The organism is Sphingomonas natans, from assembly GCF_030546695.1.
GTDB classification, from domain to species: domain Bacteria; phylum Pseudomonadota; class Alphaproteobacteria; order Sphingomonadales; family Sphingomonadaceae; genus Sphingomonas_I; species Sphingomonas_I natans.
Window position 1 is genome coordinate 452,733 of record NZ_JAUOTP010000003.1, and the last position, 25,258, is coordinate 477,990.

At 66.3% G+C, this 25,258-nt stretch carries 26 protein-coding genes; 9 read left to right on the top strand and 17 right to left on the bottom strand.

What is annotated here, in order from left to right; genetic code table 11:
• The 7 genes from Q4F19_RS08900 to Q4F19_RS08930 all read right to left on the bottom strand — a co-directional run bounded on the left by Q4F19_RS08900 (position 1) and on the right by Q4F19_RS08930 (position 7,685).
• A complete protein-coding gene (locus Q4F19_RS08900) occupies positions 1–1,554 on the bottom strand; it encodes a class I adenylate-forming enzyme family protein (protein ID WP_303541681.1) in 1,554 nt (517 codons plus the stop codon).
• A gap of 128 nt (positions 1,555–1,682) precedes the next feature.
• A complete protein-coding gene (locus tag Q4F19_RS08905) occupies positions 1,683–1,970 on the bottom strand; it encodes a DUF1330 domain-containing protein (protein WP_303541683.1) in 288 nt (95 codons plus the stop codon).
• 292 nt (positions 1,971–2,262) lie between these two features.
• Entirely contained in the window at positions 2,263–2,697 is a 435-nt protein-coding gene (locus tag Q4F19_RS08910; protein ID WP_303541686.1) for a hypothetical protein, read from the bottom strand.
• Complete coding sequence (locus tag Q4F19_RS08915; protein ID WP_303541688.1) at positions 2,694–3,710, bottom strand: phosphotransferase family protein; 1,017 nt, start codon at positions 3,708–3,710, stop codon at positions 2,694–2,696. The genes Q4F19_RS08910 and Q4F19_RS08915 overlap by 4 nt, the downstream gene beginning before the upstream one ends.
• Complete coding sequence (locus Q4F19_RS08920) at positions 3,707–4,807, bottom strand: hypothetical protein (RefSeq protein ID WP_303541690.1); 1,101 nt, start codon at positions 4,805–4,807, stop codon at positions 3,707–3,709. Before Q4F19_RS08920 ends, Q4F19_RS08915 begins: the two co-directional genes overlap by 4 nt.
• 54 nt (positions 4,808–4,861) lie before the next feature.
• Positions 4,862–5,971 (bottom strand): alcohol dehydrogenase catalytic domain-containing protein, encoded by a 1,110-nt coding sequence (locus Q4F19_RS08925; protein WP_303541692.1) that lies wholly within the window; start codon positions 5,969–5,971, stop codon positions 4,862–4,864.
• On the bottom strand, positions 5,958–7,685 hold the full coding sequence (locus tag Q4F19_RS08930) for an N-acyl-D-amino-acid deacylase family protein (protein WP_303541694.1): 1,728 nt from the start codon (positions 7,683–7,685) through the stop codon (positions 5,958–5,960). The genes Q4F19_RS08925 and Q4F19_RS08930 overlap by 14 nt, the downstream gene beginning before the upstream one ends.
• 316 nt (positions 7,686–8,001) lie before the next feature.
• Between Q4F19_RS08930 and Q4F19_RS08935 the strand changes: the two genes are divergently transcribed.
• Both Q4F19_RS08935 and Q4F19_RS08940 read left to right on the top strand, forming a co-directional pair.
• Positions 8,002–8,715, top strand: a complete 714-nt coding sequence (locus Q4F19_RS08935) for a 2-oxo acid dehydrogenase subunit E2 (protein ID WP_303541697.1) — start codon at positions 8,002–8,004, stop codon at positions 8,713–8,715.
• 120 nt (positions 8,716–8,835) lie between these two features.
• Entirely contained in the window at positions 8,836–9,078 is a 243-nt protein-coding gene (locus tag Q4F19_RS08940; protein ID WP_303541699.1) for a hypothetical protein, read from the top strand.
• Between the two features lie 60 nt (positions 9,079–9,138).
• On the opposite strand, the gene Q4F19_RS08945 is transcribed toward Q4F19_RS08940, so the two are convergent.
• The 5 genes from Q4F19_RS08945 to Q4F19_RS08965 all read right to left on the bottom strand — a co-directional run bounded on the left by Q4F19_RS08945 (position 9,139) and on the right by Q4F19_RS08965 (position 13,022).
• Entirely contained in the window at positions 9,139–9,888 is a 750-nt protein-coding gene (locus tag Q4F19_RS08945; RefSeq protein ID WP_303541701.1) for a tyrosine-protein phosphatase, read from the bottom strand.
• A 17-nt stretch (positions 9,889–9,905) separates the two neighbouring features.
• Positions 9,906–10,223: a 2Fe-2S iron-sulfur cluster-binding protein gene (locus Q4F19_RS08950; protein ID WP_303541703.1), complete on the bottom strand. Its 318-nt coding sequence runs from the start codon at positions 10,221–10,223 to the stop codon at positions 9,906–9,908.
• Positions 10,224–10,337: 114 nt separating this feature from the next.
• Positions 10,338–10,712 carry a VOC family protein gene (locus Q4F19_RS08955; RefSeq protein WP_303541705.1) on the bottom strand — a complete coding sequence of 125 codons (375 nt, stop codon included), beginning with the start codon at positions 10,710–10,712 and terminating at the stop codon, positions 10,338–10,340.
• 34 nt (positions 10,713–10,746) lie between these two features.
• Positions 10,747–11,988: a cytochrome P450 gene (locus Q4F19_RS08960; RefSeq protein WP_303541707.1), complete on the bottom strand. Its 1,242-nt coding sequence runs from the start codon at positions 11,986–11,988 to the stop codon at positions 10,747–10,749.
• 137 nt (positions 11,989–12,125) lie between these two features.
• Entirely contained in the window at positions 12,126–13,022 is an 897-nt protein-coding gene (locus Q4F19_RS08965; RefSeq protein WP_303541709.1) for a MaoC/PaaZ C-terminal domain-containing protein, read from the bottom strand.
• Between the two features lie 146 nt (positions 13,023–13,168).
• Here Q4F19_RS08965 and Q4F19_RS08970 point away from each other — a divergent pair, with 146 nt between their 5' ends.
• Both Q4F19_RS08970 and budC read left to right on the top strand, forming a co-directional pair.
• Positions 13,169–13,603, top strand: a complete 435-nt coding sequence (locus Q4F19_RS08970; RefSeq protein WP_303541711.1) for an acyl-CoA thioesterase — start codon at positions 13,169–13,171, stop codon at positions 13,601–13,603.
• Between the two features lie 87 nt (positions 13,604–13,690).
• Positions 13,691–14,479 carry a meso-2,3-butanediol dehydrogenase gene (budC, locus tag Q4F19_RS08975; RefSeq protein WP_303541713.1) on the top strand — a complete coding sequence of 263 codons (789 nt, stop codon included), beginning with the start codon at positions 13,691–13,693 and terminating at the stop codon, positions 14,477–14,479.
• A gap of 157 nt (positions 14,480–14,636) precedes the next feature.
• Here budC and Q4F19_RS08980 read toward each other — a convergent pair whose 3' ends face one another.
• The gene (locus Q4F19_RS08980; protein WP_303541714.1) at positions 14,637–15,308 is read right to left on the bottom strand and encodes a nitroreductase; all 672 of its coding nucleotides are present in this window, start codon (positions 15,306–15,308) and stop codon (positions 14,637–14,639) included.
• Positions 15,309–15,526: 218 nt separating this feature from the next.
• Between Q4F19_RS08980 and Q4F19_RS08985 the strand changes: the two genes are divergently transcribed.
• Genes Q4F19_RS08985 through Q4F19_RS08995 form a run of 3 tightly spaced genes read left to right on the top strand, consistent with a single transcriptional unit; the run spans position 15,527 to position 18,099 of the window.
• Positions 15,527–15,922, top strand: coding sequence for an MAPEG family protein (locus Q4F19_RS08985; protein WP_303541716.1), 396 nt, complete (start codon positions 15,527–15,529; stop codon positions 15,920–15,922).
• A 34-nt stretch (positions 15,923–15,956) separates the two neighbouring features.
• A complete protein-coding gene (locus Q4F19_RS08990; protein WP_303541718.1) occupies positions 15,957–16,799 on the top strand; it encodes an SDR family oxidoreductase in 843 nt (280 codons plus the stop codon).
• Positions 16,800–16,851: 52 nt separating this feature from the next.
• On the top strand, positions 16,852–18,099 hold the full coding sequence (locus tag Q4F19_RS08995) for an acetyl-CoA C-acetyltransferase (protein WP_303541720.1): 1,248 nt from the start codon (positions 16,852–16,854) through the stop codon (positions 18,097–18,099).
• 15 nt (positions 18,100–18,114) lie between these two features.
• On the opposite strand, the gene Q4F19_RS09000 is transcribed toward Q4F19_RS08995, so the two are convergent.
• Positions 18,115–19,554: an aldehyde dehydrogenase family protein gene (locus tag Q4F19_RS09000; RefSeq protein WP_303541722.1), complete on the bottom strand. Its 1,440-nt coding sequence runs from the start codon at positions 19,552–19,554 to the stop codon at positions 18,115–18,117.
• Entirely contained in the window at positions 19,551–20,732 is a 1,182-nt protein-coding gene (locus tag Q4F19_RS09005) for an MFS transporter (protein ID WP_303541724.1), read from the bottom strand. Before Q4F19_RS09005 ends, Q4F19_RS09000 begins: the two co-directional genes overlap by 4 nt.
• Between Q4F19_RS09005 and Q4F19_RS09010 the strand changes: the two genes are divergently transcribed.
• Entirely contained in the window at positions 20,731–21,828 is a 1,098-nt protein-coding gene (locus tag Q4F19_RS09010) for a coniferyl-alcohol dehydrogenase (protein WP_303541726.1), read from the top strand. The two genes, Q4F19_RS09005 and Q4F19_RS09010, sit on opposite strands and share 2 nt — an antisense overlap.
• A gap of 12 nt (positions 21,829–21,840) precedes the next feature.
• Positions 21,841–22,731 (top strand): SGNH/GDSL hydrolase family protein, encoded by an 891-nt coding sequence (locus tag Q4F19_RS09015; RefSeq protein WP_303541728.1) that lies wholly within the window; start codon positions 21,841–21,843, stop codon positions 22,729–22,731.
• On the opposite strand, the gene Q4F19_RS09020 is transcribed toward Q4F19_RS09015, so the two are convergent.
• Together Q4F19_RS09020 and Q4F19_RS09025 are read right to left on the bottom strand one after the other, a co-directional pair.
• Positions 22,728–23,585: an enoyl-CoA hydratase gene (locus tag Q4F19_RS09020; protein ID WP_303541730.1), complete on the bottom strand. Its 858-nt coding sequence runs from the start codon at positions 23,583–23,585 to the stop codon at positions 22,728–22,730. The genes Q4F19_RS09015 and Q4F19_RS09020 overlap by 4 nt on opposite strands.
• Positions 23,582–25,237 (bottom strand): AMP-binding protein, encoded by a 1,656-nt coding sequence (locus tag Q4F19_RS09025; RefSeq protein ID WP_303541733.1) that lies wholly within the window; start codon positions 25,235–25,237, stop codon positions 23,582–23,584. The genes Q4F19_RS09020 and Q4F19_RS09025 overlap by 4 nt, the downstream gene beginning before the upstream one ends.
• Between the last annotated feature and the right edge of the window lie 21 nt (positions 25,238–25,258).

Here is a 25,258-nt window from a genome sequence, read left to right on the forward strand (position 1 = left end):
CTAGACGGCTTCCTGCGCGGTCCGCTCGGCGATCATGTCCCGGATTAGGCGGCGGGCCACCTTGTTGCTGGGAAGCATCGGGACTTCGTGGGGCGCGATCTGGATGTAGGTCTGTGGCGTCTTGTATCTCGACAAACGGCCGCGCAAATGACTGTCCAAATCGTTGAAATCCAACACAGTCCCATCGCGCGACACGATTGCTGCGGCGACGCGTTCGCCGCGCCTTGCGTCGGGCAGTCCCACGACATAGGCCGCCTGGACGCCGTCGATCTGCATCAATTCTTGCTCGACTTCGGCCGGAGAGACGTTGGATCCGGACGTCTTGATCATGTCGCCGCTGCGGCCGACAAAGTGGATGCGGGGACCGTCGAGGAGCCCAAGATCGCCGGTGCGATAATAGCCGTCGGCTGTGAAATAGTCCGCCCGCTCGAACTTGTGGAGGCCCGGCGTCAGCGCATAGCCGCGCACCTGGATCTCGCCGACCTCGCCGTCGCCGACGGGCCGGTCGTCCGTGTCGGCCACGCGGACCTCGTAGCGCTCGGCGATATGATCGAGCGGCGCGCACAGCGGAAAGCCGTCCGCGCGCAACACGTCGCCATAGGCGTAAGGCCCGAACGTCTCGCTCATGCCCAGCGCCCAATAGGGCGTGGCCTGGGCCATCATGGCGAGGTCGTCGGCGGCCAGGACGCTGCCCATCGCGTGGCGGCTGCTCGTCGACGTGCCTTCCGTGCAGACCGTGCACGCGCCCGAGATGAGGCTCGGCAGGAGGACGATGCCCAGCCCGCCGACCCAGAACATGGGCAGGATGGCGGCCGCTTCCTGGCCGCGCACACGCTTGGTCATCCTCGCGATATAGTCGGCGCGAAACAGAACCGGGCCGTGGAGATGCTTCACCCCCTTGGGCGCGGCCATCGACCCTGACGTGTAGATCTCCAGAAGCTGGTCGGTGGCATGAACGGCGTCCTCGACGGCGCGCAACATGGCGTCGCTCACGCCGCCGGCCGCGTCGGTCAGCCAGGACCGCGGGTGGATGGACGCGGGCAGATCGGCGCCGTCGCTGACGATCCAGCGCAGATATGGCGCATCCGGAATTTGCAGATTGGCTGAGGTGGCGTTGGCCAGAGCGGGCAGCGCGTCGCACAGACGATCGACATAATCATGTCCCAGAAGCGAGCGCTGGACGATCAGACCATGGACGTCCGACTGTCGCAACACGCGCACGAGCTCGTCGGCCTTGACCAGAGTGCTCAGCGGGATGGCGATCGCGCCGATGCGCGCGATGGCGGCGAGCAGGACCGCGAAGGTCGGGCTATTGCCATAGATGAAGCCGATCCGGCATCCCTTGCCCACGCCGCGTCCCAGCAGGGCCCGGGCGAGTTCGGCGGACGCGCGCTCCAGCCCGGAAAAGCTGATGGCATCGTCCGGGATCGTCTCGGCGTGGAGAACGACCGCCGGTTCTTCGCCATAAGCGGCGGCAGCGGCGTGCAACAGCTTCGGAAAGGTATCGAGCCTTGCCGCGCCGAGCGCCGCCTGCGGACTCTCGTCTTCAACCATCCGCGCCCCCTCCCCGTCTCGTTGCCGGCCGTTGGTTTCGCAACCGGCGCGACGGTCGGCTGCGCCACGACACGCCGGACCGGCGCCTGCTTTCGACTTCGTTTCGCGGACCGGCTTGATGTTCGACCCTACAGGCCCTCGGTCAGGGTCACCTGATAGCTGGCGCCTTTGAACCGGTGGGCACGAGCCTCCTGATAGGCCGGGCTCTGATACCAGCCGAGTGCCGCCTCCTTGTCCGGAAAGGCCAGCACGACCATGCCTTCATGATCCGACCCTTCGAGGATTTCTTGGGCGCCATAAGCGGCGAGCGGCGTGACGGGATGACCCGCGAACGTCGCGCCAACCTTGCTGGAATAGACATCCATCTCGGACTGGTCCGTCGTCGCTAGCCGGGTGAACACGAGATAGGTCGTCATGATTTTCCTCTTCCGCGGACATCCGCACCGAGCGAGAGTCTGTCGCCTTCGTCTTTAGCCCACCGGCCACAGCTTCGAAGACGGATTGACCGTTCTGCGGCAGCCGGCGCCCCACTTACCGCCCGGGCGATAGCGACACGGTCGCGTCAGGCCGGCAGGGCCGCCGCGAGCTCCCGCCAGGCGGGCAGGAGCACGGCAACGTCCGGTTCCGGCGTCGGGCCCACCACCTGGAGACAGGCATGGTCGGCGCCCGCCGCCAGATGGTGGGATTGAAAGCAGGGATCGGATCGTTTCACATGCGGGGTGCGCGTCGCTCCTCGACCGTGCGCAACAGCCCCCAGATCCGCGCGTTCAGGTCCTGCGCCGCCGCGCGCCGATCGACCTCGATCTCGGCCTGCAACGCGATCAGCACCGTGCGCAGGCGGCCGTTCGCGCCGTCCAGTTCGCTGATCCGCAGACCAGGGTCGACCGATGCGGCCGCCTCGGCAAGGCGGGATGACAGATCGCCGTCGACGAGGCTGACTGCATCGGCGAAGAGCTGGCGCATTTCCTGATTTTCCCAGACGCGCACTGCCGCTGCATCATCCACGGCGTTGGCGGCCACGCTCACCAGCAAGGTCGCCAACCGCGACATTTCCGCCGCGAAGCCCTCCGGGACTTCGGGCCTGATACGGTCGCGCAAGGTAGCGGCGACACCATGCAGCAGCGTTTCGAGCGTGAGGTTCATGCAGCGATACCGCGCTCGGTCATGAGCGTCAGGATCAGATTGCGATGAAAATGCCCCGCGCGAATGCCGGACATCGCGACGACCATTTCACGTGCCTCGCCGTGCGTGAAACTGGCTTCGGCGGTCGTCCAGATGGCGCAAGCCTTGACCGCAGAAAAGAGCCGCCACCAGTCGAGTGCAAGCCGGTCCACGACCAGACCGCTCGATGCCTCCCATTCGCGCAAACCCTCTTCCAACGCGAGATGGCGGGTCATCGGCCAGAAGGGATCGATCGCCCAGGCGACATCCTCGAGCGGGTCGCCGACGTGGCACATTTCCCAGTCGAGGATGGCGCTGATGCGGCCGTCCGGCGTGAACAGAAAATTGCCGGCGCGATAGTCGCCATGAACGATGGCCGGCTTGACGGGGCCAGGCGGCGGATGGCGGCGTAGCCAGCGGATGGCGGCATGGACGATCGGTTCGGGAACGTCTTCGCCCTTCTCGAGGATTGCGGTCCACCAATCCAGCTCCCGCGACCACAGGTCGTCGTCCGCCTTGCCGTTCCGTATCTTGGCCAGGCCCAAAACGCGGTGGTCGAGCGCGGCAAGGGTGCCCAGGTGGCGCCAGAAGGCCCGCGCGACGGCGTCGCTCTGACCGTCATAGGGGTCTGCGGACGCATAGAAATGCCCTGGCTTGCCCGGCATCAGATCCATGATGAAAAAGGGCCGATCGAGCCAGCACGGCTCCGTTTCGAAATGATAAGCGCCCGGCACCGGGACGCCGTGACCCGCCAGCGCGCGATAGACCGTGAATTCGATGTCACGCTCTGCCACGACAAGACCGGCTGGCGGTGCGCGACGCAGGATAAGGTTGCGCTCGACCGCGCGCCCCTCTTCCTCCCACGTCGCCCGGAACCGATAGGTCTCCTGGCTGCTCCCGCCCTGGATGCGGGCAAGGTTCGTGACGGACAGGTTGCGCGCGCCGGGTTGCTGATGGGCGAGATAGTCGGCGAGCCGCCGTTCCAGTTCGCTCATGGCGCGTCGAACATGCCGGTGAAGCCGCGCGCGGGATTGGGTCCCATGCTCAGCGATTCGAAGGTTCCGATACCGCCGACTGCGCGTCCGTCGGGTGTCTCCATTCGCAGTCGCGCGAAGGCCTCGGTGTGCAGATAGGGCGGCGCGTGGTCGGTGACCTCGTCGGCCCGGATCTCGTCATAGCCAATCGCGAACGGCCCCTTGTTGAAGCCATGTCCCCACTCGGGATGCATGTAGCCGACGCCCGAAAGATAGATCCTCTTTTCGGCCTGAATCTCAACACGATAGGCACGGCCGGCATCGTCGAAGGCGGTGATGACGCCCTCTCTCGGCCAGCGCGTTCCGGGATGTTCGGTCGTTGCGATCGTCGGCGCATGGAGATGTTCGACCCGCCCGTCATCATGCACCATGACCAGATCGCGATGCCAGATCGCCCCCTGCTCGTCCTCGTTGAGATAGAAATGGACGATGCGGTCCTCGAGATGGGCCGGCACCCAATACCAGTGGAATTGCCGGGTCGGCGCTGGCACCATTTCCTGCGGATCGCGCAGACCGACGGCGCGCATACCCCAGGACCGATCGCGCGAGCCGATGACGCCGGCCTCCTCGGCGCTGATGTCCTGTCCGCCCGCGTGCAGCCAGCCCGAATAGCGGCCGAGCTGGGTCAACCGGCTATAGTCCATCGTCACCCGCGGCCCGTTGCGTCGGGTCGAGCGCACTTCCTCGACGGGCGCATGCCGCCCTTCGAACACCAGATCGGCCGCGATCTGGTGCTCATTGTCGGCGACGACCAGGCGAAGCCGCCTGAGCGGCTCGAGGATCTCGATCCTGATCGGACCGACCTCGATGTCCATCCGCTCCATGTTCAGATGCCGCGAGGCGCGCAGGTTATATTGGACGTCGCCGATCCGGACCGCGAAAGCTGCGTCCATGATGTTGAGGTTGGGATAGACGCCGAGCGCGAAGAGAAAGAACAGGGACCCGTCGGCGGAATAGCCGTTGAAGAAATAGCGGTCGTAGAAATTGCGCTCCGTTCCGGCGAACGCGATCGGGTCCGGTGTCTGATGAATGGGATAATCGTCGCCCTTGCTCAGCATTGCCAGGCATCCTCCAGATTGATGCGGCCGGTGCGTCCGGCCGGCTGTTTGCTGTTAGGGTCGGATCACAAGCCGCTGGTGAAGGTCTCCGCCGGCGATCCGCCGATGAGCCGACGCCGCGTCCTCGAGCGCCACGACCTCGGGTGCGGGCAAGGCGAGTTGGCCCGTGTCGATGAGCGCGAGGAGATGCTCGGCGTCCGCGCGATACTCGGCAGGAAGCGCGGCGCGCCGCAGGTTGATGTCGTAGAACAAGGTGCGCCGCTGGGTTCCATCGGCTGCGCCCTCTTCGTTCCAGCCTGTGTTGAACTGCTCGAGCGACCGCATCGCTTCGGTCGACGGTGCCCCCGATTCCAGAAAGTCCTGCATGCCATAGCCGGCAAGAACGCCGCCCTTTGCCAGGACCGCCCAGCTCGTCTCCCAGCTGCTTCCGCCGACGGCATCGAAGGCCGCGTCCACGCCTTTGCCATGGCTGGCGGACAGGATCGCCGCGCGCAGATCGTCGCGCCGATAGTCGAGCGCGAGCGCGCCGAGCCTTTCCACGAGGCCCAGCTTCGCGCCGGAACTGGTCCCGATCACGGTCAGACCCAGAATGCGGCCGAGCAAGACCAGCAGACGGCCCACCGCCCCACTCGCTCCCACGACCAATATGGTCGATCCTGGCGCCAGCGAGACGCAGCGGGTCAGCAATTGCCACGCGGTCACCCCCATCAGGGGTATCTCGACGGCCGCGAGCATGTCGACGCCCACGGGGACTCGCACGAGATCGGCCGCCGGTCGGACCAGATATTCGCTATGGCCGCCATGCACGGGCATGTCGCAGACGCGGTCGCCAGTCTCCCATTGGGTGACCCCGGCGCCCAGCGCGTCGACCACTCCGGCAATGTCATAGCCGGGCGTGAACGGGAGACCGCCCTTGTAGAGCGCATATCGCCCCCGCCGGACGATCGTGTCGGTATAGCCCGTACCCGCCGCCTCGACGCGGACGCGCACCTCCCCCTCGCCCGGCTCGGGCAGAGGGCTCGCACGCTCGACCGCGAGCACGTCGGCGTCTCCGAAGCTGCGCGCGACGACCTTGCGATAGTCGGCCGAAGGACCCGGTGCCGGCGCCCCGCCCGGCGCTGCGTCATCCTTGGGCGGGCGGGCGTCGGTGTCAGGCAGTGCCATGGCGCAGCAGCTTTCCCGGAGTTGCCTGGGTGCATTCGCCGTCGATGAATGTGACGACGCCGTTGACGATGATGAAATGATAGCCGGTCGCCTTCTGGACGAGGCGCCACTCGCCTGCGGGATAGTCCCACAACCGCTCCTGCGGCAGCGACCCGATGGCGTCAGCATCATAGACGATGACGTCGGCGGCCATGCCTTCGGCGAGATATCCGCGGCCCTTCAGCCCTGCAGCCCGTGCGGGCGAGGCGGACAAACGCCAGTGCGCCTCCTCGAGCGAGAGCAGGTCATGGTCGCGCGACCACAAGCCCAGCAGGTCGGATGGGAAACGCCCGGTCGTGACGAACTTGGTATGCGCGCCGCCATCGCTGATGCCCGGCAGACCGGTCGGCACCTTGATGATCTCCTGCATGTTTTCCGGCGGCGTGACGATCATTTCCGTCTCGAAGCCGCTCTGAAGGCCGCCCCAGACCGCAATGTCGAGCATGACGTCGAGCGGATGCTTGCCTTCCCGGACGGCGATCTCCCCGATCGAGAAGCCTTCATACCGTTCCTGCAGCGCCAAGCCGTCCGGCACGTCGAGCGGGATCCAGGCGACCTTGATGCGGTCGACCACATAGCCCGAGGAGAACAGCCCGCCGCGCTCCTCATGGATCGCCTTGAGCGCGGTACGCCGCGCGGGATCCTTGAACTTCTCGAGCTTCTCGGCGACCGTCCCTGTGCAGATCTCCTTCCACGCAGGGATGGCGTCGGCCAGATTGTAATCCTCGAACGTGAACTGCGAGGCGAAATTGACCGTCTGGGCCTGCGCGTAGATCCGCACGCCGTCGACTTCGTTCAGCGTCTTGAGACGAGCGATGGCCTCGCGCGGCTGGATCTTGGCGCCCCCATGCTGGTTGAGCGCGCCTTCCGCCATCAGCGCGTTCCAGATGGCGGGCCGCCCGCTCTCCCGGGCGATCAGCTCGGCATTGTCGAGCTCGCCGGTCATCTGCGAAATGCCGCGGCCCGTGCTACCCATGGTCCTCGAAAAGGCGGTGAGGTCGCGCCGGCTGATAAGATCCGTCACCATCGGCGTGCCGTCATGATCGAGCTGGACGTTGCCCACATCGCCCATGATCTGGATGCTGAACCCGCAGCCGCCCGCGTCCATGCCTTCCAGCAACAGATCGCACATCTGCTGGAGCTCGTCCTCGGTCGCGTCCCGCTTCTTGGCTTCGTCGATGCCGATGACATAGCCGTAGATCGGCGCCAGCGGCACGAACGACATGACGTTCACGCCCTTGGGCGCCCGCTCCACGCTGTCGAGATATTCGCGATAGGTGACCCAGTCCCAGGGCATGCCCTGACGCATCGTCTCCAGCGGCACGGCCTCGTTCCGGACAAGGCTGAGCATGGCGCGCTCGCGATCCTCGGGCTTGCAGGGCGCAAAGCCGAATCCGCAATTGCCGATCACCACGCTGGTGACGCCGTGCCATCCGGACATCGTGCACCACGGATCCCAGAAAAGCTGGCTGTCATAATGGGTGTGAAGATCGATGACGCCCGGCGCGACGATCTTGCCGTGCGCGTCGATGACTTTTTCGCCAAGTTCTGCCGGAATGGCGCCGCCCATCGTGACGATCAGGCCATCCTTGATGCCGATGTCACCGCGATATCGCGGTGTCTGGAGACCGTCGATCACAGTCCCGTTCTGAATGACGATGTCGTACGTGGCCACGAAACCCTCCCCGGCGCACCCATTTCAAAAAACGCCTATGCATATGTGCATTGCCGAAGCGCGGAAAGTCTTGTCAAGCAAACAGCATGACCCAGGCCCGCACCGATGCGACATGGTCAACCGCGTCTGATAGTTTTATTCGTTCGCCATCAGATAGTTAAGGCGAATATGTCACGATCGTAGGATTGCACCTGCCCTGTCGCATATCGCTCGAGCGCCTTTTCAATGGACGGCGCGCAAGCCGCTATCTGCGTCGGGTTGGCCTGAGTACAGGCGACGGTTGCGCAGTTGCGCTACCGCCATCTTGGAGCCGGCCATGCCAGAAGCATTCGATCCCCTGGATCCCTTCGCCTCGTTCGGGCAGACGCAGACCGTCAAGCTGAGCCGCTTCCAGAAGCTCGTCGGGCGGACGCTGAGCGCCAATGCCAGCCAGATCCCGCACGTGACCCATCATGACGAGGTCGACGTCACCGATCTCGAGAGCAATCGGGCCAGCCTGGCGCCCGGAGCGAAGGCGTCGCCCCTGATCTTTCTGATCAAGGCCGTGGTGGCCGCGCTCGAGGCCTTCCCGCACTTCAACGCCTCCTTGTCGGCCGATGGCGACAGCCTGATCCTCAAGAAATACTTCCACGTCGGCATCGCCGTCGACGGCCCGCTGGGACTGCTCGTGCCGGTGCTGCGCGATTGCGATTCCAAGGACATTACCGAGCTTTCGGCCGAACTGAAGGAGGTCAGCGCGCTCGCCCGGTCAAAGGGCTTGCCGCTCGACCGCATGCAGGGCGGCTCCGTCTCGATCTCGTCGCTCGGCGGCATCGGCGGCACCTATTTTACGCCGATCATCAACGCGCCCGAAGTCGCCATCCTGGGCGTCACCGGCATCCAGACCAAGCCCGTCTGGGATGGCAGCGAATTCAAGCCGCGTCGTCTCCTGCCCTTGTCGCTGAGCTACGACCATCGTGTGATCAACGGTGCCGATGCCGCGCGCTTCGTGCGGCATATCGGCGATACGCTCGGCCAATGGCGCGGTTGACGACGCGAGCGGGCCGCGAAATGCCATGGTCTCCCTGCCCGATCGCCGGCGCCATCCGGGCCAAGACTGTGGCGACGGGCGGGCACAGGCCCTAGGATCTGGTCGGGAAAGGAGTCGGCGATGGACACAATGCAGGGCGAAAGCTGCCCCTTCAGTTTCAATTTCGATCCCGCCAGTTTCAAGGTCGGCGACGCGGTGAGCTATCGGGTCACGGGCAGCCTGTCGGGCATGCCCTTTGCCGGCACCTTGCTCGAAGTCCATGACGACCATGTCGTGCTGACCAGCGATCCCGCTGATCCGGCTTCGCGGATGCGCGCGACCCGGGACAGCAGGCCGGTCGTGCAGGACGAAGACATAGCCTGAAGCGGCGCCGCCGGTGCGCGGTGGGCACCGCCGGCTCGCGCGCCAGCGCTTTTCACATCGTCATTCGAGCAGCACGGCGCGCAGCGTCTCGCGGTCGTCGGCCGTCAGCGCGAGGGTCTCGGCGAGATAGGCATCGAGCGAACCGCTGCGCTCGGTCACCGCCTCGAACATCGCATCGAGATAGGCAGGATCCGGCACGATCATCGGAGAAACGCTGGCCCGTCTGGCGTCCGACATGGGCGGTCGTCCCTTGACGGGCGGCGAGGCCAGCAGGTCGAACTCCGCTGTCAGGCCGTAATCCTTCACGATATCGGTTCGAGCGACACCGAGCGCGGCGAGGATCAACGCGGCGGCAACGCCCGTCCGGTCCTTGCCGGCCGCACAGTGGAACAGGACCGGCCAGCGTCCGTCGATCACCGATCGAAACAGCCGGATGAAGGCATCGCTCTGCTCGTAGGGAAGCGCCCGGTACAGGGACAGCATCGCGCCGCGGCTGTCGTCCGCTGTCAAATCGGGGCTGCGCAGCAGCGGGCCGAGGTCGGCGCCCGAGGCATGATGATCGCGACACCAATAATCGGTGCAGCCCAGTGCCTCCCAAGGCGTCGGAAAGGCGGTCCGCTCGCCATTATGGCGGAAATCGATGATCGTCCGGATGCCGAGCGCGCGGACAACCTCGAGCAACTCGCCATCGAGCCCTGACAGCGTCGCCGCGCGATACAGCCGTCCGCGACGAACGACCGTCCCGTCCGGGAAAGCCTGAAAGCCGCCCAGGTCGCGCAGATTGACCGCGCGGGACAATCGGTCCCGCATCAAGGCCGGCGTTTCGATCAATCCTCCGGCGCGATCTGCACTTTGAGCCCATCGAGGGCCGCATTGATCTGGATCTGGCACGACAGGCGCGACGTCGGCCCGCGATGTTCGGAGCTGTCGAGCAGGTCGTTCTCGTCCTCGCTCATCGGCGGCAGCATCGCGAAGCCTGCGGGATCGACGAGGACATGACAGGTCGCGCAGGAGCAGCACCCCCCGCACAAGGCGAGCAGTTCATCAAAGCCTGCATCGCGGATCGCCTCCATCACCGAGATACCCTCGCCGGCATCGAGCTCCGTCTCGACGCCCTCGCGGGTGACAACGATCAGTTTCGGCATCTGGCAAGCTCCCATGGTTCCCCGATAACGGGGCTCTTCGATACGGTTGCGACGTGAGGATTCACGACAGACTGGACGTGCGCCGGCCCGGACACAATTCGGTGGTGCGGCGGATTATCCGGTCACATAGCTATAGGCGCACATCTTGTTGCCGTCGGGGTCGCGCACATAGGCGCCCACCAGTCCGCCGGCAGCTTCGCGCGGGCCCGGCGGTCCTTCGCACGTGCCGCCCGATGCCAGTGCGGCGGCATAAAATGCGGCGACCGCCGCATCGGTGGGCGCTGCGAAGCCGACCGTCCCGCCGTTGGCGAAGGTCGCAGGCTCGCCATTCAGGGGGGTGCGTACAACCACAGAGGGACGGTCTGCGCCCCAGATGGAATAGACCTCGCCATCCATGAGGCGCTTGAGCCCCAAGGGTTCGAGCGCGGCATCATAGAAGGCGCGCGACCTGTCGATGTCGTTGCTGCCGAGCGTGACGTGGGTCAGCATTTGTTCCTCCCGTGATCGCCTCGTGCGTGGCGCGTCATGCCGGGACGACCGTCACGGGAAGCTTCGTCCAGCCGATCTGGAACTCGGAAACCGCCCACTCGCCGGCGTCGGGCTCGATCCTGAAATCCCGGGTGGCGCGGAGGAACTCCTTGAGCATGATCTGGCCTTCCAGCCTCGCCAGGTGGATGCCGATACAGAAATGCGGTCCGACACCGAAGCTCAGCATCCGGCGCGCCTTGCGGTTCCAAATGAACGCGTCGGGGTCGTCGAACTCGCGCGGATCGCGATTGGCCGCGGCGATGAGGAGCATCACGCGCTGCCCAGGCTCGACCGTCACGCCTGCGACCTCGACCGGGTTCTTCGCCGTCCGGCCGAACCACTGTGCCGGTGCGTTGAAGCGCAACATCTCCTCGAAGGCGAGCGGAGCATGCGCGTCGATATCGGCGCGGACCGCCGCCAGCTGCTCGGGTCGCCTCTGCAGCTCCAGCAGGCCGCCCGAAAACACCTTCGGGACGGTCTCCGTCCCTCCGACCAGGATGCCGAGAATGTCGTTTGCGATTTCGGTGTCGGTCTGGGGCCTGCCGATCATGTCGCCATGGATCAGCGGATCGATCACCCGACTGGCTTCGCCCTCCTCGCGTCGGCGGCGCTGAATCGCGACGGTGAGGAAGTCGATGATCTCCCCTCGCGCGGCGATCCCGTCGGCCGTTGGACCGGGCTTTTGCGGATCCCGTGCGACCATGCGGTTGACCAGGTCGATGATCGCGCCGCTGTCCTCGACCGGCAGCCCCATGAGGATCGCGGTCGCTCCCACCGAGATATAGCTGGCGAAATCGGCGTTGAGGTCGAAGCGCCCCTTGGCGATGCAGAGATCGAGCTGGCGGCGGATCAGCGCGGTGATCTGCGGCTCCAGCTTGCCGACATTCCCCTTCATGAACGGGCTCGCAAGCGCCGTGCGGAAGCTCGAATGGACCGGCGGGTCGAGAAACAGGAACATCGTCTTCGGATCGATGGACGCCTTGGGCGGGTCGCCGCGATGATGGACCAGCATCTGGCTGCGCGGAAAGACCTGGCCTTCGGACTCTGTGAAATTCTTGGCGTCCATGAAGGCCGCCCACACATCGTCATAGCGGCTGATCGCATAGGCATCGTAATCGGGTATGTAATAAGCGCGATGATGTTCACGCAGCGTCGGGTACAGACTCTGCGGGTCGCGCCGTGCCTCTTCCGAATAGGGGTCGTAATGAAATGCGGTCTTGGTCGAGAGTTCGGTCACGACTCATCCTCAGGAAGATCAGCTATCAACAGGCTGGCCGAATGCAACGGCATCAGCGCATTATCACCGTGCAATCGAACGGATCGACCCGGGCCTGTCAAGGCGACCCGAAAACATCGCTGCCGCGTTCCTCGGCGTCACGGCCGGAGCTCTGCGGCCAGCAACGCCGTCCCGCGATCCAGAACGACCTGGCCTTGCGCGCCCACGACCCGAAACAGCGCCGCCGTCGTTCCGTCGAGCCAGACCTGGGTCGCGAGCGTATCGCCCGGCATCACCGGCCTGCGGAAGCGCGCGTCCATCCCGCGCAGACGCGAGGGCATACCGTCGGCCGCGGCCCGGACCAGCGCCCGGCAGGCGATGCCATAGGTGCACAGGCCGTGGAGGATGGGCCGCTCGAATCCCAGCTTCCTGGCGAAGGCCGGATCGCTATGCAGGCGGTGGCGATCGCCGGACAGCCGGTACAGCAAGGCCTGGTCGGGGCGCGTCTCGACGACGATCTCCCGGTCCGGATCCCGGGCGGGAAGCGACCATGGCACGCCCTCGCTCGGGCTCTTGTCGAACCCGCCTCCCCCGCGCACGAAGATCGACGAGCGGAGCCTCGCCAGGACCCGCCCATCCTGGTCGTGCCTGAGCGTTGCGCTGTTCGTGACGATCGCATCGGCACCCGTGTCGCGCAGTCCGGTGATCGCGTTCGTCAGCAGCCCGCGTCCCGACGCGGGGAAAGGCTCGGGAAGCTCGAATGCCTGGCCCGCATGAAGGAACCGCCCCGCATCGAGCGCCGCCATGGCGGGTGGCCGCTCGGCGGCGACGACCAGGGCGGTGACGAAGCTCGGGATCGCCTGCAGGCCGCATCCGCCGCTATTCTCGGTAACGAAGCCCAGTTCCGCTTCCGATCCGTCCCGGCCCGCGCCCACGCCGAGCGCGTAAAGCATCGTGTCGCGCTCGCTCCACGCGACGGCACGGCTTCCCGTGCTCGATCCCAGCATGTCGAGCGAGAGGGGCTGCGCGCCGCCCCGTTTGCCTTCCTCGTGCATCACCCATCCCCGTCCATCTTGCCACGATGGGTCACTTTATTGCATTGCCATCATGCCGTTGCGTTCAGGCCTTGCCAAGCGATCGCGTGCGCGGCGCACGAGCAGGACGTCGGTCCTGCCGGTGCTCACCATGAGGACTGGGACGAATGTCGAGGATCGACCGGAATCGGATAGACGCCGCGCGCGAGCCTGTCGTTGAACTGATCGCGACGCGCTTCGCCGACCTGGACATGCAGGGTCATATCAACAACGGCGCGGCCGTCACGCTGCTTCAGGAGGCCCGCACGCGGTTCAACGGTGCGATTGGTCTTCCCCGGATGACCCATAGCCTGCGCGCCATGGTGGCAAGCCTTCGCGTCGAATTCGCCCGCGAGCTCTATCACCCGGCCCCCGTTGAGATTGCGACCACGATCCTTTCGGTCGGACGGACCTCGTTCGTGATGGGCCAGGCGCTCAGACAGAATGGACAAAGTGCGGTCTATGCCGAGACCGTCATCGTCATGGCCGACGCGGACGGCCCGACGCCACTGCCGGAGGATGTCCGGCGCGCTTATTCCGAGCAGGCGAACGAGGCCGCCTGATGCGGTTAGCGTCCCGGCGATGTCGGACGCTTCCGCGGCCCACCGCCTGGTGCGATGGTCGACGGAGAGAAAACGAGAAGGACGGACATGACGGGACGCTTTTCAGGCAAGGTCGCGATTGTCACAGGAGGCTCCTCCGGCATCGGCGCCGCTACGGTGGAGCGGCTCGCAGCCGAGGGCGCTCAGGTGATCGTGGCCGACGTCAATGCCCCCGCCGATGCGGCGTCCGTGCACTATCTCGCCTGCGACGTGACAGATCCGGCGGCCGCGGCAGCCACGATCGAGGAGACGGTCCGCCTTTATGGTCGCCTGGACATCCTCATCAACAATGCCGGCGTGGGCTATCTCGCGGAGGCCGAGGACATGCCGTTCGACGCCTGGGACAGGGTCTTTGCGATCAACGTGAACGCCGTTTTCTACGCCTGCAGGGTCGCCATTCCCGCGATGAGGGCCAGCGGCGGCGGCGCCATCGTCAACGTCGCCTCGATTTCGGGTCTGGCGGGGGACTATGGGTTCGGCGCCTACAGCGCCTCCAAGGGCGCCGTCGTGAACTTCACCCGCACACTCGCGCTCGATGCGGCGCGGGACCATATCCGCGTGAATGCGCTTTGCCCTGGCGCCGTGGCCCAGACGGCGATGGGCGTCGGCAGCCATGGGTCGGATGCCGACAAGCAGGAATGGACCGACCGGATTCCGCTTGGCCGCTATGGCACGCCCGTCGAAGTCGCGAGCGCCATTGCCTTCCTGGCCTCGGACGAAGCCTCCTACATCACCGGCAGCGTGATGGTCGTCGACGGCGGCGTCACCGCCCATACCGGCCAGCCCAACATCATCGCGCAGCGCAAGCGCCGCCTGGCGGACGCCGCCGCGCACTGAGGGCGCGTCGGCCCGGTCGGAAGGGTCGGTCCTGAGGGTGGCGCCCGCGATCTCGTCGGCGTTCCGCGGCCGTCTCGGGCAGGAAGGCGTTCGGCCGAGCAAGGCAACGCCGCCCCGCCCCACCCGCGCAGGCGCTCTGGTCAGGCGGGATGCGCGGTCAGAAGCCGATGAGGCGCACCTGTCGCTCGAGGGGCACGCGAGGGCGCTCGTGGCGGTTCGTGTCCGTCTCCGCGTCACGAAATCCGATCCCGAGCCCGCAGAAGAAGATGTGCGTCGTATCGTCGACGCCGATATGCGCCTTGATAAGGCGCGCATGGATGGCCAGGGCCTCCTGCGGGCAGGTGTCGAGCCCTTCCTCGCGCGCCAGAAGCATGATGGTCTGAAGCCACATTCCGACGTCGGACCATTGGGGTGGCCCCATGAAGCGTGGGAAATAGCAGAGCAGGAGGACGGGCGCGCCAAACGAGATCAGGTTGCGCCGGCCAAGCGCGCGGCGTCCCTCCGCATCGTCGCGACCGACACCTTCCGCGCCGTACATGAGTGCGCCGATGGCGCGCAGTCGATCCCGATATTCCTCGGTGATCGCTTTGGGCTGAACATCATATTCCACCGGGTCCTGCATCGGCGCCTCAAGCATTTTGGCCTGAAGCGCGCGCAGCGGTTCGCCAGTGAGGATGGTCGCTTCCCAGGGCTGGAAGTTGCATCCCGAGGGCGCCATCCGCGCGCGATCGAGAATGGACAGGATCGTGTCGCGCGGCACGGGAGTCGGCAGAAACGCGCGGACCGTCCTACGGCTCTCGACCGCCTCGCTCACTGTCTTCGCCCGCATCGCGCCACCTCCGTCGCAAGTTCCTGCGTGAACCTAGCGCGTGAGCCGTCCTGCTGCCCGCGTGCTAGGACCGATCAGGAGAGTTCTTGCCGAAGATCGCTCGGGCGATACCATTGGCTTCTGCGCCCCTGGGAACTGCGCGACCCAGCGCCTGCACTGGACGGGCCGGCGGCGACAACAGTACGGGCTTCGTCCATCGAAGTATCGGAGGCTGTCGCATGCCCGTCGAGATCGTCATCCTCTTCCTGGCGGCGCTGCTGCTGCTTGTTCATGTTTTTTCCGCCGGCGACGCCCGGACCAAGCAATATGGCATCGAGTGGAATATGGGCGCTCGCGACGAGGCCATGCCGCCGCTCAATCCCTATGCCGGTCGGCTGGCGCGGGCGCAGACCAATTTCCAGGAAACCCTGCCGATCGCGATCATGGCGCTGCTCGGCGCCGTTGCGGCCGGACGCACGAGCGAGTGGACCGCCATCGGTGGCTGGATCTGGCTCGGCGCGCGGGTCGTCTATCTGCCGGTCTACGGCAAGGGCATCCCCAAAATCCGCACCTTCATCTTTCTCGCCAGCCTTGTCGGGCTGGCGATCGTGATCGGCGCCGTCGTCTTCCACTGAAGACGGCTGACCTTTTCCGGAAGGGATTTCAGATATGACGCGAACGCTCTTGTTGACGGGTGCCGCCGGCGGAATGGGCCGGGCCTGTGCCCGCCTGTTCGGCGCAACCCATGACCTGGTCCTGACCGACGTCGCGGCCGCACCGCTCGAAAGCTTCGCGCAGGATCTGACCAACGAAGGCTATTCGGTGCGTCAGGCGCGGGCCGGGGATCTGGGCGATGCGAGCCTGCTCGCCCCGCTGGTCGCGGACCTCGGGACAGATGGTCCGGTGACGTTGGTGCACACGGCCGGCCTTTCGCCGGCGATGGGCGACTGGAAAACGATCCTGACCGTCAACCTCGTCGCCACCGTCAAGCTGCTGGACGCCGTCGAGCCTGTGCTCACCCCCGGTTCGGTCGCGGTCGTGATCGCCTCGACCGCGGGGCACATGCTTCCGCAGTCACCCGACTGGCTGCAGATCCTCGATAGCCCGCTGGATCCCGATCTGACCGAGAAGCTCACGCCGATCGTGGAAGGCATGGCGCAGGGCGCGACCGAATATCTGCCCGGCATCGGTTACTCGCTCAGCAAGCAGGCGGTCCTGCGCCTCGTCGAGCAGCGCGCCAGAAGCTGGGGTCAGCGCCGCGCGCGGATCGTCAGCATATCTCCGGGTCTCATTCTGACGCCGATGGGCCGGAAGGAACTGGCGGAGACGCAGGGCGCGGCCCAGATGATGGACGCAGCCCCGGTCGGACGCGGCGGACGCGCCATCGACATCGCCCTCGCCGCCCAGTTCCTGGCCAGCGAGCAGGCGGCCTTCATCAGCGGCACCGACCTGCGGGTCGATGGCGGCTCGGTTGCCGGCCTGCGCTTCGCGGGAGCGACCAACCCGTCCTGACCGCCAGCGCGCCCTGCGCCCGAGACCAGCCGCCGTTTTGAGGGGCCCCGTGATGACCGAAGCCTATATCATCGATGCCGTCCGCACACCGCGCAGCATCGGCAAGATCGGAAAGGGCGCCCTTGCCCACATGCATCCCCAGCATCTGGGAGCAACCGTGCTCAAGGCGTTGAGAGAACGCAACAACCTCGAAACGGCCGATGTCGACGACGTCATCTGGGGGACGTCGGCACAGTTCGGCGCCCAGGGCGGCGATCTCGGGCGTATGGCGGCGCTGGACGCGGATTATGACGTCCGGGTCAGCGGGGTGACGCTCGATCGCTTCTGCGGCAGCGGGATCACCGCAACCGCGCTGGCGGCGGCCCAGATCCGCTCGGGCATGGAGGATCTCGTCATCGCCGGCGGCACCGAGATGATGAGCCAGGTCAACGATTATATCGGCCGGGCCATGCATGCCGGCCTGATGGGCGACATGGGCGCAAACGCCCGGCTCCAGGAAAAACATCCGCAATCGAACCAGGGCGTCGCGGCAGACGCGATCGCCGCGATCGAGGGGATATCGCGCGAGGAGCTCGAGGCCTTCGGCGTGGAGAGTCAGCGGCGCGCCGCCATCGCCTTGCGCGAGGGACGCTTCGACAAGTCGGTCGTCTCGGTCGTGGACGATGCGGGCACCGTCCTGCTCGATCATGAGGAATATCCGCGACCCGGCACGACCGCCGAAGTGCTCGCCACCATGAAGCCGGCGTTCGAAGCGATTGCGGACATGCCCAGCCGTCAGGACGGGCCGACCTTTCGCGAGCTGATCAACCGGCGCTACCCGGACGTCGATATCAAGCCCGTGCATCATGTCGGAACCTCCTCAGGCGTCGTCGATGGGGCAGCCGCTCTCCTTCTGTCGTCCAAGGCCTATGCGGATGCGCACGGCCTGCGCCCCCGCGCGCGGGTCGTGGCCACCGCCAATGTCGGGGATGATCCGACGCTGATGCTGAACGCGCCGGTTCCGGCCGCCAGGAAGGTGCTCGCCAAGGCTGGCCTGACGACGGATGATATCGACGTCTGGGAGGTCAACGAGGCCTTCGCGGTGGTGGTCGAGAAATTCATCCGCGACCTCGGCATCGACCGAAGCAAGATCAACATCAACGGCGGTGCCATCGCGCTCGGTCATCCTATCGGGGCGACCGGCGCGGTGCTCATCGGCACTGCGCTCGACGAACTCGAGCGCTCGGGCGGCCGTTACGCGCTGATCACGATGTGTGCCGCCGGCGGCATGGCACCCGCCATTATCATCGAGCGCGTCTGACCCAGGACAGCGCAATCAGCCGGGGCTCCGCGGCTGGTCGCGCGCGATCGTGATCGTCTTGGGATTGGTATAAGCGAGCAAGCCGTCCCTGCCCCCTTCCGCCCCGATCCCCGATTGCTTGTGGCCGGCAAAAGGCGCGAGCGGCGACGGTGACGTCGCGCCATTGATGGTGACGGAGCCGGTCTCCAGCCGATCGGCGACGGCCTGCGCCGCGTCGAGGTCGCGGCCCCAGACGGTGCCGCCCAGGCCGTAGGACGAGGCATTGGCGCGCGCGACCGCCTCTGCGACCTCGCGATACCGCAGGAGCGGCAGGACCGGCCCGAAGGCCTCTTCCTGCACGACGCGGGCCGCCTCGGGTGGATTGTCGATCAGCGTGATCGGCAGAAAATAGCCCTTGGCAGCCGGATCTTCGGTCCCGCCCGTCAGGAAGCGCAGTCCGCTCGTGCGCGCATCCGCGATCAGATCCTTCACGCGCTCGAACTGCGGTCGATTCTGGATGGGGCCCATCTGCACGCCGGGCTGCAATCCGTCGCCGACGACCACGCGCGCCGCATACTCGGCCAGAGAGGCCGCGAGTTCGTCATAAATGGCGTCGTGAATGTAGATGCGCTTGGTGGCGATGCAGATCTGGCCGGCATTCCTGAAGGCGGACCAGAACAATGTGGGCGTGATGGCGGCAATGTCGACATCGGGCAGAACGATCGCGGCATCATTGCCCCCGAGCTCCAGGGTGATCCGCTTCAGGCTCGCCGCCGCGCCGGCCATGACGCGCTTGCCGGTCGCGGTCGAACCGGTGAAGCTGATCTTGTCGATGCCCGGATGCGCGGTCATCAACGGGCCCAGAGCATCGCCGCCGCTGACGACGTTGAGCACACCATCGGGCACGACACCGCGCAGCAGCTCACCGATCTTCAGCGTCGTCAGCGGCGTGAACGGCGACGGCTTGAGGATCATCACGTTGCCGGTCAGCAGTGCCGGCGCGATCTTGAACATGGCGAGGACGACCGGGAAATTCCAGGGAACGATCCCGCCGCACACGCCAAGCGGCGCATAGCGCGTCACGACCTGGCCGAAAGGCCCGTCGACCGTGTCGCCCGGCATCTCCAGATCGGCCGTGGCGTTGGCCCAGTATGCGGCCCCGCCGACTTCCGCGCGGGCGTCCGCCAGAGGTTTGCCCTGTTCCTGAACCAGCAGGCGGGCAAGATCGTCCTGGTTCGCCTGGATGATGGCGGCAACGGCCTTCAGGACAGCCCGACGCTCGTCGATCCCCGTGGCGGCCCAATCCGGAAAAGCGCCGCGCGCGCTCGCGACCGCGGCGTCGAGCTCGTCCGGCCCTGCATCGGGCGCCGCTGCGAACACCGCCCCTGTCGACGGATTGACGATATCGATGGAGGCGCGGGCCAGCGCTTGGCCCCCCTGGATCGTCATGGTGAAGTCGCGGGTGAAATCCGTCATTCCATGCTCCGTTGCGCGTTCGGGTGCGGAAAGCTTCCCAGGCTCGCCATCAGACCGGCTGACAGCAGGCAGAGCGGGATCGCGCCGATCAGCATCGGATCATAGGACCCCCAGCGATCATAGATGAACCCGGCGAGGAGCGGCGCCGCGCCGGTCGAAAGAGAGAGCCCGCTGTTGATCGTCCCGAACAGCATGCCGTAATGGCGCAGGCCGAAATAATGCCCCGTCAGGAAGGCCACCGCATCCACCTCGGCGCCCAGTGACAGGCCCATGAGCAATACGGCCACGAAACCGGCTGGCACCGAGCCCGGCATGGCCAGCAGGAGCGCGAGCGTCCCCACCGGCGTCAGCATCGCCAGCGCGGAGATCAGGCGGGGCTCGAAGCGATCGAGCAGAAGGCCGGTTAAAAGCCGTCCGACGATCGCGGTGACGCCGATGGTGGCGGAGATTTCCGCCCCGGTCGTCCGCGGGATGCCGTGAGACGAGAAGATGGGGATGAGGGAGACGATCAGGCCGATCGCGAACAGCGAGAAGGCCATCGCACCGATCAGGAGGGCCGCGAAGCGACGGGACAGGATCGCCTCGCGCATTGTCGCCCCCGTGAGCGCAGGCGCTGCTTGAACGGGAGCGCCCAGAGCCTTTCCCCGCCGCTGCTTGTCCGACGGCCCGTGAAAGCCCAACACTATGATCGGAAAGCCGATCGCGCCCACGACCACGGGCAGGCCGAGGAAAGCCCCTCGCCAGCCATAATGCGCGACCAGCCAGGCGGTCAGCAGCGGCGTGAAAATCGAGCCCAGGCTCGCGCCGCACAGGGTCGTCGCGAGCGCGAGCCCGCGGCTTCTCGTGAACAGGCCGGCAATGGCTGCGGTCCAGACCGACGGCTTGATCCCGACCCCGCACAAGGCGAGCGCGAACCACAATCCCCACCAGCTCCAGATCGAGCGGCCGGTCAACGAAAGCGCGGCGAAAGCCAGGCAGAAGGCCAGCACGCCCGGTATCGCGATCCTGCGGGAGCCATAGCGGTCGACGGCGGCGCCCAGCGCCGGCCCGAGCAGCGAGCCCGTGACCGTCAGCACGGTGATGCCGGATCCGATCGCCGCGCGCGACCAGCCGAATTCATGCTCGATGGGTTCGGTCAGGCCGCCCGCCGAATAGACATAGATCGTCGAGAAGGACATGCCGATCGCGGCGGCAAGGACCGATGGCCAATGGTCGCGCCACTCCCGGCTGCCCGCCCCTTCTGGCGTCATCACGGTCTGGGCAGCGGAGGGACACCCGCGCACGTGCGGGGTCGAGCCGCCAGGGCAGGCCCGGCGAATGCAGCATCGATCATGGCCCGCACCTTATCGCCCCCATGCCGTGCAGACCATCGAGCGGGCTTCGCCGGGGCGATATCGCGTCGTCCCGCCGACGCGCCTTCGACCGTCGCGTGCCGGAGGGTGTAACCGTTCGCCGTCGCGCATCTGGGCGCGGTCGGAAGGCTGGGACATGGCAGACGGTTATCGCGGAAAACGGGTGGTGGTAACCGGCTGCGCCTCGGGCATCGGCGCGGCTGTTGCGAAGGCTCTCCTGGCGCAAGGTGCCCATGTCATCGGCCTCGACCGGATCGCAAGCCCGCACGGCCTGGACAAATTTCTTGCCGTCGACCTCGCCGATCCGGCAGCGATCGACACCATGCTGACGACGCTGGCGGCCGGCGGAGCGGTCGACGCGCTGTTCAATTGCGCCGGGCTCGCCCCCACCCAGCCGAAGCTTGCGATCCTCAAGGTCAATTTTCTCGGGACGCGGCACCTGACCGAGGGCATGGCCACCTTGATGCCACCGGGCAGCGCCATCGTCAGCGTCTCATCGAACGGCGGCCTGCGCTGGCGCGCGCAACGCGCCTTGCTGCTCGACCTGATCAGACGGGACGGCTTCGCGGAGGGACTTGCGTGGCTCGAGGCGCGCGCGGACGAGATCATCAACGGCTATGCCTTTGCCAAGCAGGCGCTGACGGTCTGGACCCTGCACGAATCGGCGCGTCTGATCGAACAGGGCATCCGGCTGAACTGTACGAGCCCCGGCGCGGTCGAGACGCCGATGCTCCGCGAGATCGAGGAGAAGATGCCCGGTGCCGCGATCGACGCCGCGACGGTGCCGATCGGGCGCCGATCCGCGCCCGAAGAACAGGTCGGCCCCCTTCTCTTCCTCGGCAGTCAGGCCGCATCCTATGTCAATGGCGTCGATCTCGCCGTGGACGGCGGCTATGCGGCGACCGTCGCCCTTGGCGAATAGCATCCCTCCGACATGGCGATGATCCTCGTACGAACGATCTGCTGCCTGGGCCTGGCGGCCCTTCTCCTGGCGGGCGGCGTCGCGGCTCTGCTCTGGTGGCAGGCGCGGCGGGTGCCGATCGGCCAGGCCGATTACGTGGCGCTCGGCAGTTCCTTCGCGGCCGGGATCGGCCTGGGGCCGCGCGCGCCGCGCAGTCCGCTGGTCTGCCTACGCACGACCAATGGCTATCCCCAGCAACTGGCGCGGATGCGCGGCCTGTCACTGGTCGATGTCACCTGTTCGGGCGCTACGTCCACCCACGTGCTGGCGGGCGGACAGATCTTCCTCGGCCCCCAGATCGACGCGATCACTCGCAAGACCCGACTGGTGACGATGACCATCGGTGGCAACGACATCGGCTATGTGGGCGACCTCAGCCTCGCGGCCGCACGCCGGCAACGCTCGCTGACAGGGTGGCTGGCGCGTGCCGCCACCCGGGCACCTCGGCTGGACCGGGCGCGGGACTATGACGGCGTGCGTGTCAGGATGGTCGCGATTATCAGGGCGATCCGAAAGCGGGCGCCGGCAGCGACAATCATCGTGCTGAGCTATCCGCAGATCCTGCCGGAGAGCGGCACCTGCGAGCGTCTGGCGCTGGCGGAAGGCGACGTTGCGACCATGCGCAATGTCGGCGATCGCCTCGTTGCGGCGACCCGGGCCGCCGCGATGCAGGCCGGGGCCGAATTCATCGACCTGCAGCAACTCGGCGGTGCCCACGATGCCTGCGCGCCCGATCCGTGGGTCAATGGCTGGCGCGATGCCGCCAAGACGCCGTTCCATCCGACCTTGGCGGGCGCGACCGCGGCGGCTCAGGCGATCGCAGCCTTGCTCGACGCGCGCGCCGGTCCCGCCCGCGATCGTTAGCCGGCTTTCTTGGGCGTCGTCGCGAGGCCGGGCACGTTGGTGGGATCCATGCCCCAGTTGAAGACCCGGAAATTGTGACTGTGGCCGAGATGATGGAGGTAGAAGGCCGCATCGAGCGCGTTTGCCTGGCCCTGAATATCGAGGGTCTTGTTCACGGCTTCCTTGGCGAGCTTCAGCGCGAAGACGGGCTTGCCGGCAATCTTTCGGGCCATCTCGAGCGCGCGCTCGTCCAGCTGGTCGCGGGGAACGACATGGTTCACCATGCCCAGCCGATGCGCTTCCGCGGCCGTCCAGCTGTCGGCGGTGAACAGGAACTCCTTGGCCTTGCGTGCACCCAATTCCCAAGGGTGCGCGAACCATTCGACTCCGGGCATGCCGAACGTCATCACCGGGTCCGAAAAGACCGCATCCTCGCTGGCGATGATGATGTCGCAGACCCACGGGAAGATCAGGGCCCCCGCGATGCACTTGCCCTGCACCGTACAGATGGTCGGCTTCGAGATATTGCGCCAGCGCTTGGCGGTCTCGAAATAGGCTTCCTTTTCAGCCGCGTACCAGCCGTGCGTCCCCTCGGCCTGAAAGTCGCTCCAATGCCCGACCTGTCGGTCGGAGGCCGTCACTGCGGCCTGATATTGCTCGACCGAGTCGGCGATATCGTGGCCGGCGGAGAAATGCTTCCCGTCCGCGCCCAGGATGATCACCTTGATCGCATTGTCCTTGAGCGCGTCGTTGAAGGCGTCATTGATCTGGAAGATCATGTCCGGATTAATGGCGTTATATTTGTCCGCGCGGGCCAGCGTGATGCGGGCAACGCCTGGAGCCGGGGTGTCGACGCGAATAAGGGCTTCGCTCATGCTTCCTGACCTTCTGCGATTTCGCGTGCCCGGACCCGGAGCACGTCCTTTCTGACCTTGCCCGACGGAACGCGCGGCAGGTCATCGACGAGAATGAGATGCTCGGGGAATTTCTGGCGCGCCAAGCCGACGCGATCGAGGAACCGGGTGATGTCCGTGATGTCGAGCGACTGGCCAGGCCTCGGGATGACGAACGCGCAGCCCTTTTCACCTGTCTGGGCGCTGGGCATCGCGACGATCGCAACCTCCGCGACCGAGGGGTGGGTCGCAAGCACGTCCTCCACCTCTTTGGGGCTGATATTCTCACCCGAGCGAATGATGATATCCTTCTTGCGCCCGGTGATGACGACATAGTCGCCATGGACGCGACGACCGAGGTCGCCCATCCGGAAGAATCCGTCCGCGCGGAAAGTGCCGTCATTGTCGGCCGGATGCAGATAGCCCGCGCACAGGCCCGGACCGCGCATCAGGATCTCGCCCTCCTCGCCATCCGCCACCGGCGCGTCGGTCGTGGCGTCCACGATCTCCATCTCGACCGGATAGACAATTTCGCCATCGGTCTCGGCGCCTCTCTGCGCCTGCGCGGCCTCGCGGATGCCGAGCGTCGCTGTCAGCATTTCGGTCGAGCCATAGGCGCGAAAGAACAGAGCGTGCGGGAAGGTCGCGCTGGCGCGCTTGATCAGATCGGGCGAGACGGTCGTCCCGCCGCAGAAGAACAGGCGAAGTGAGGCGAGCCGCTCAGGCGTCGCCTCGGCGATGTCGAGCATCTGCTGAAGGAAGGGCGTGGCACCGCCCGTCACCGTGCAGCGATTTCGCTCGATGCAGGCGATACCGTCCTCGGGCGACCAGACGTCCATGAGCACGCTGACATCGCCTGCGACCCAGGGCATGTCGAAAGCCCAGATGGCGCCGGTGATGTGCGTGACCGGCGAGGGCATGAAGACGACATCGTTCGGGCCGATCCGCCATGCATCGGCCATGGCGCGCACCCGGTGGTCATAGGAATAATGAGTGTGCAACACCCCCTTCGGCCGACCGGTCGTGCCGGACGTGTACATGGCGATGACGATGGCTGCGGGATCGACCTGCGGCAAACGGCGCTCGTCGACAGGGTCGCCGGCCAGCGCCTGCTCGTAGATGAGCGCGCCTTCGTCGCGCACGACGACCACGTCCTTCAAGGCGGGCAGTTGCGTGCGCAGTTCCGCAAGCGTGGCCTTATGGTCATACTTGCGGAAAATGCCGGGAATGAAGATCAGCTTCGCGCCGCAGTCGGCGAGAATATAGGCCAGTTCCGCACTGCGGTAGATGGGCGGGATCGGATTGATGATGAGACCGCACATCCGCGCGGCCAGCGCGATGACGGGCGTCTCGGACCAGTTAGGAAGTTGGAAGGAAACGACGTCGCCGGGGACGAGCCCGCGCTCGAGAAAGAAGCCCGCAAGGCGCAAGGCATCGTCCCAAACCTGACGCCGCGTCGCGTGCCGATCCCCCTCGATCTGGAACAGGACGTCGGGAGCGGCGGCGACCGCGGCGCGCGCGACGTCGACGAGCGTCGACGCCCGCCAATGCCCCTCCTCGAGATAATGCCGCGCTGCCGTCTCGGACCAGCGCGTCGCGAGCCCGCTCGGGTCGGTCCTGATCGTCCAGTTCATGCAGGCTCCTGCTCACATCCG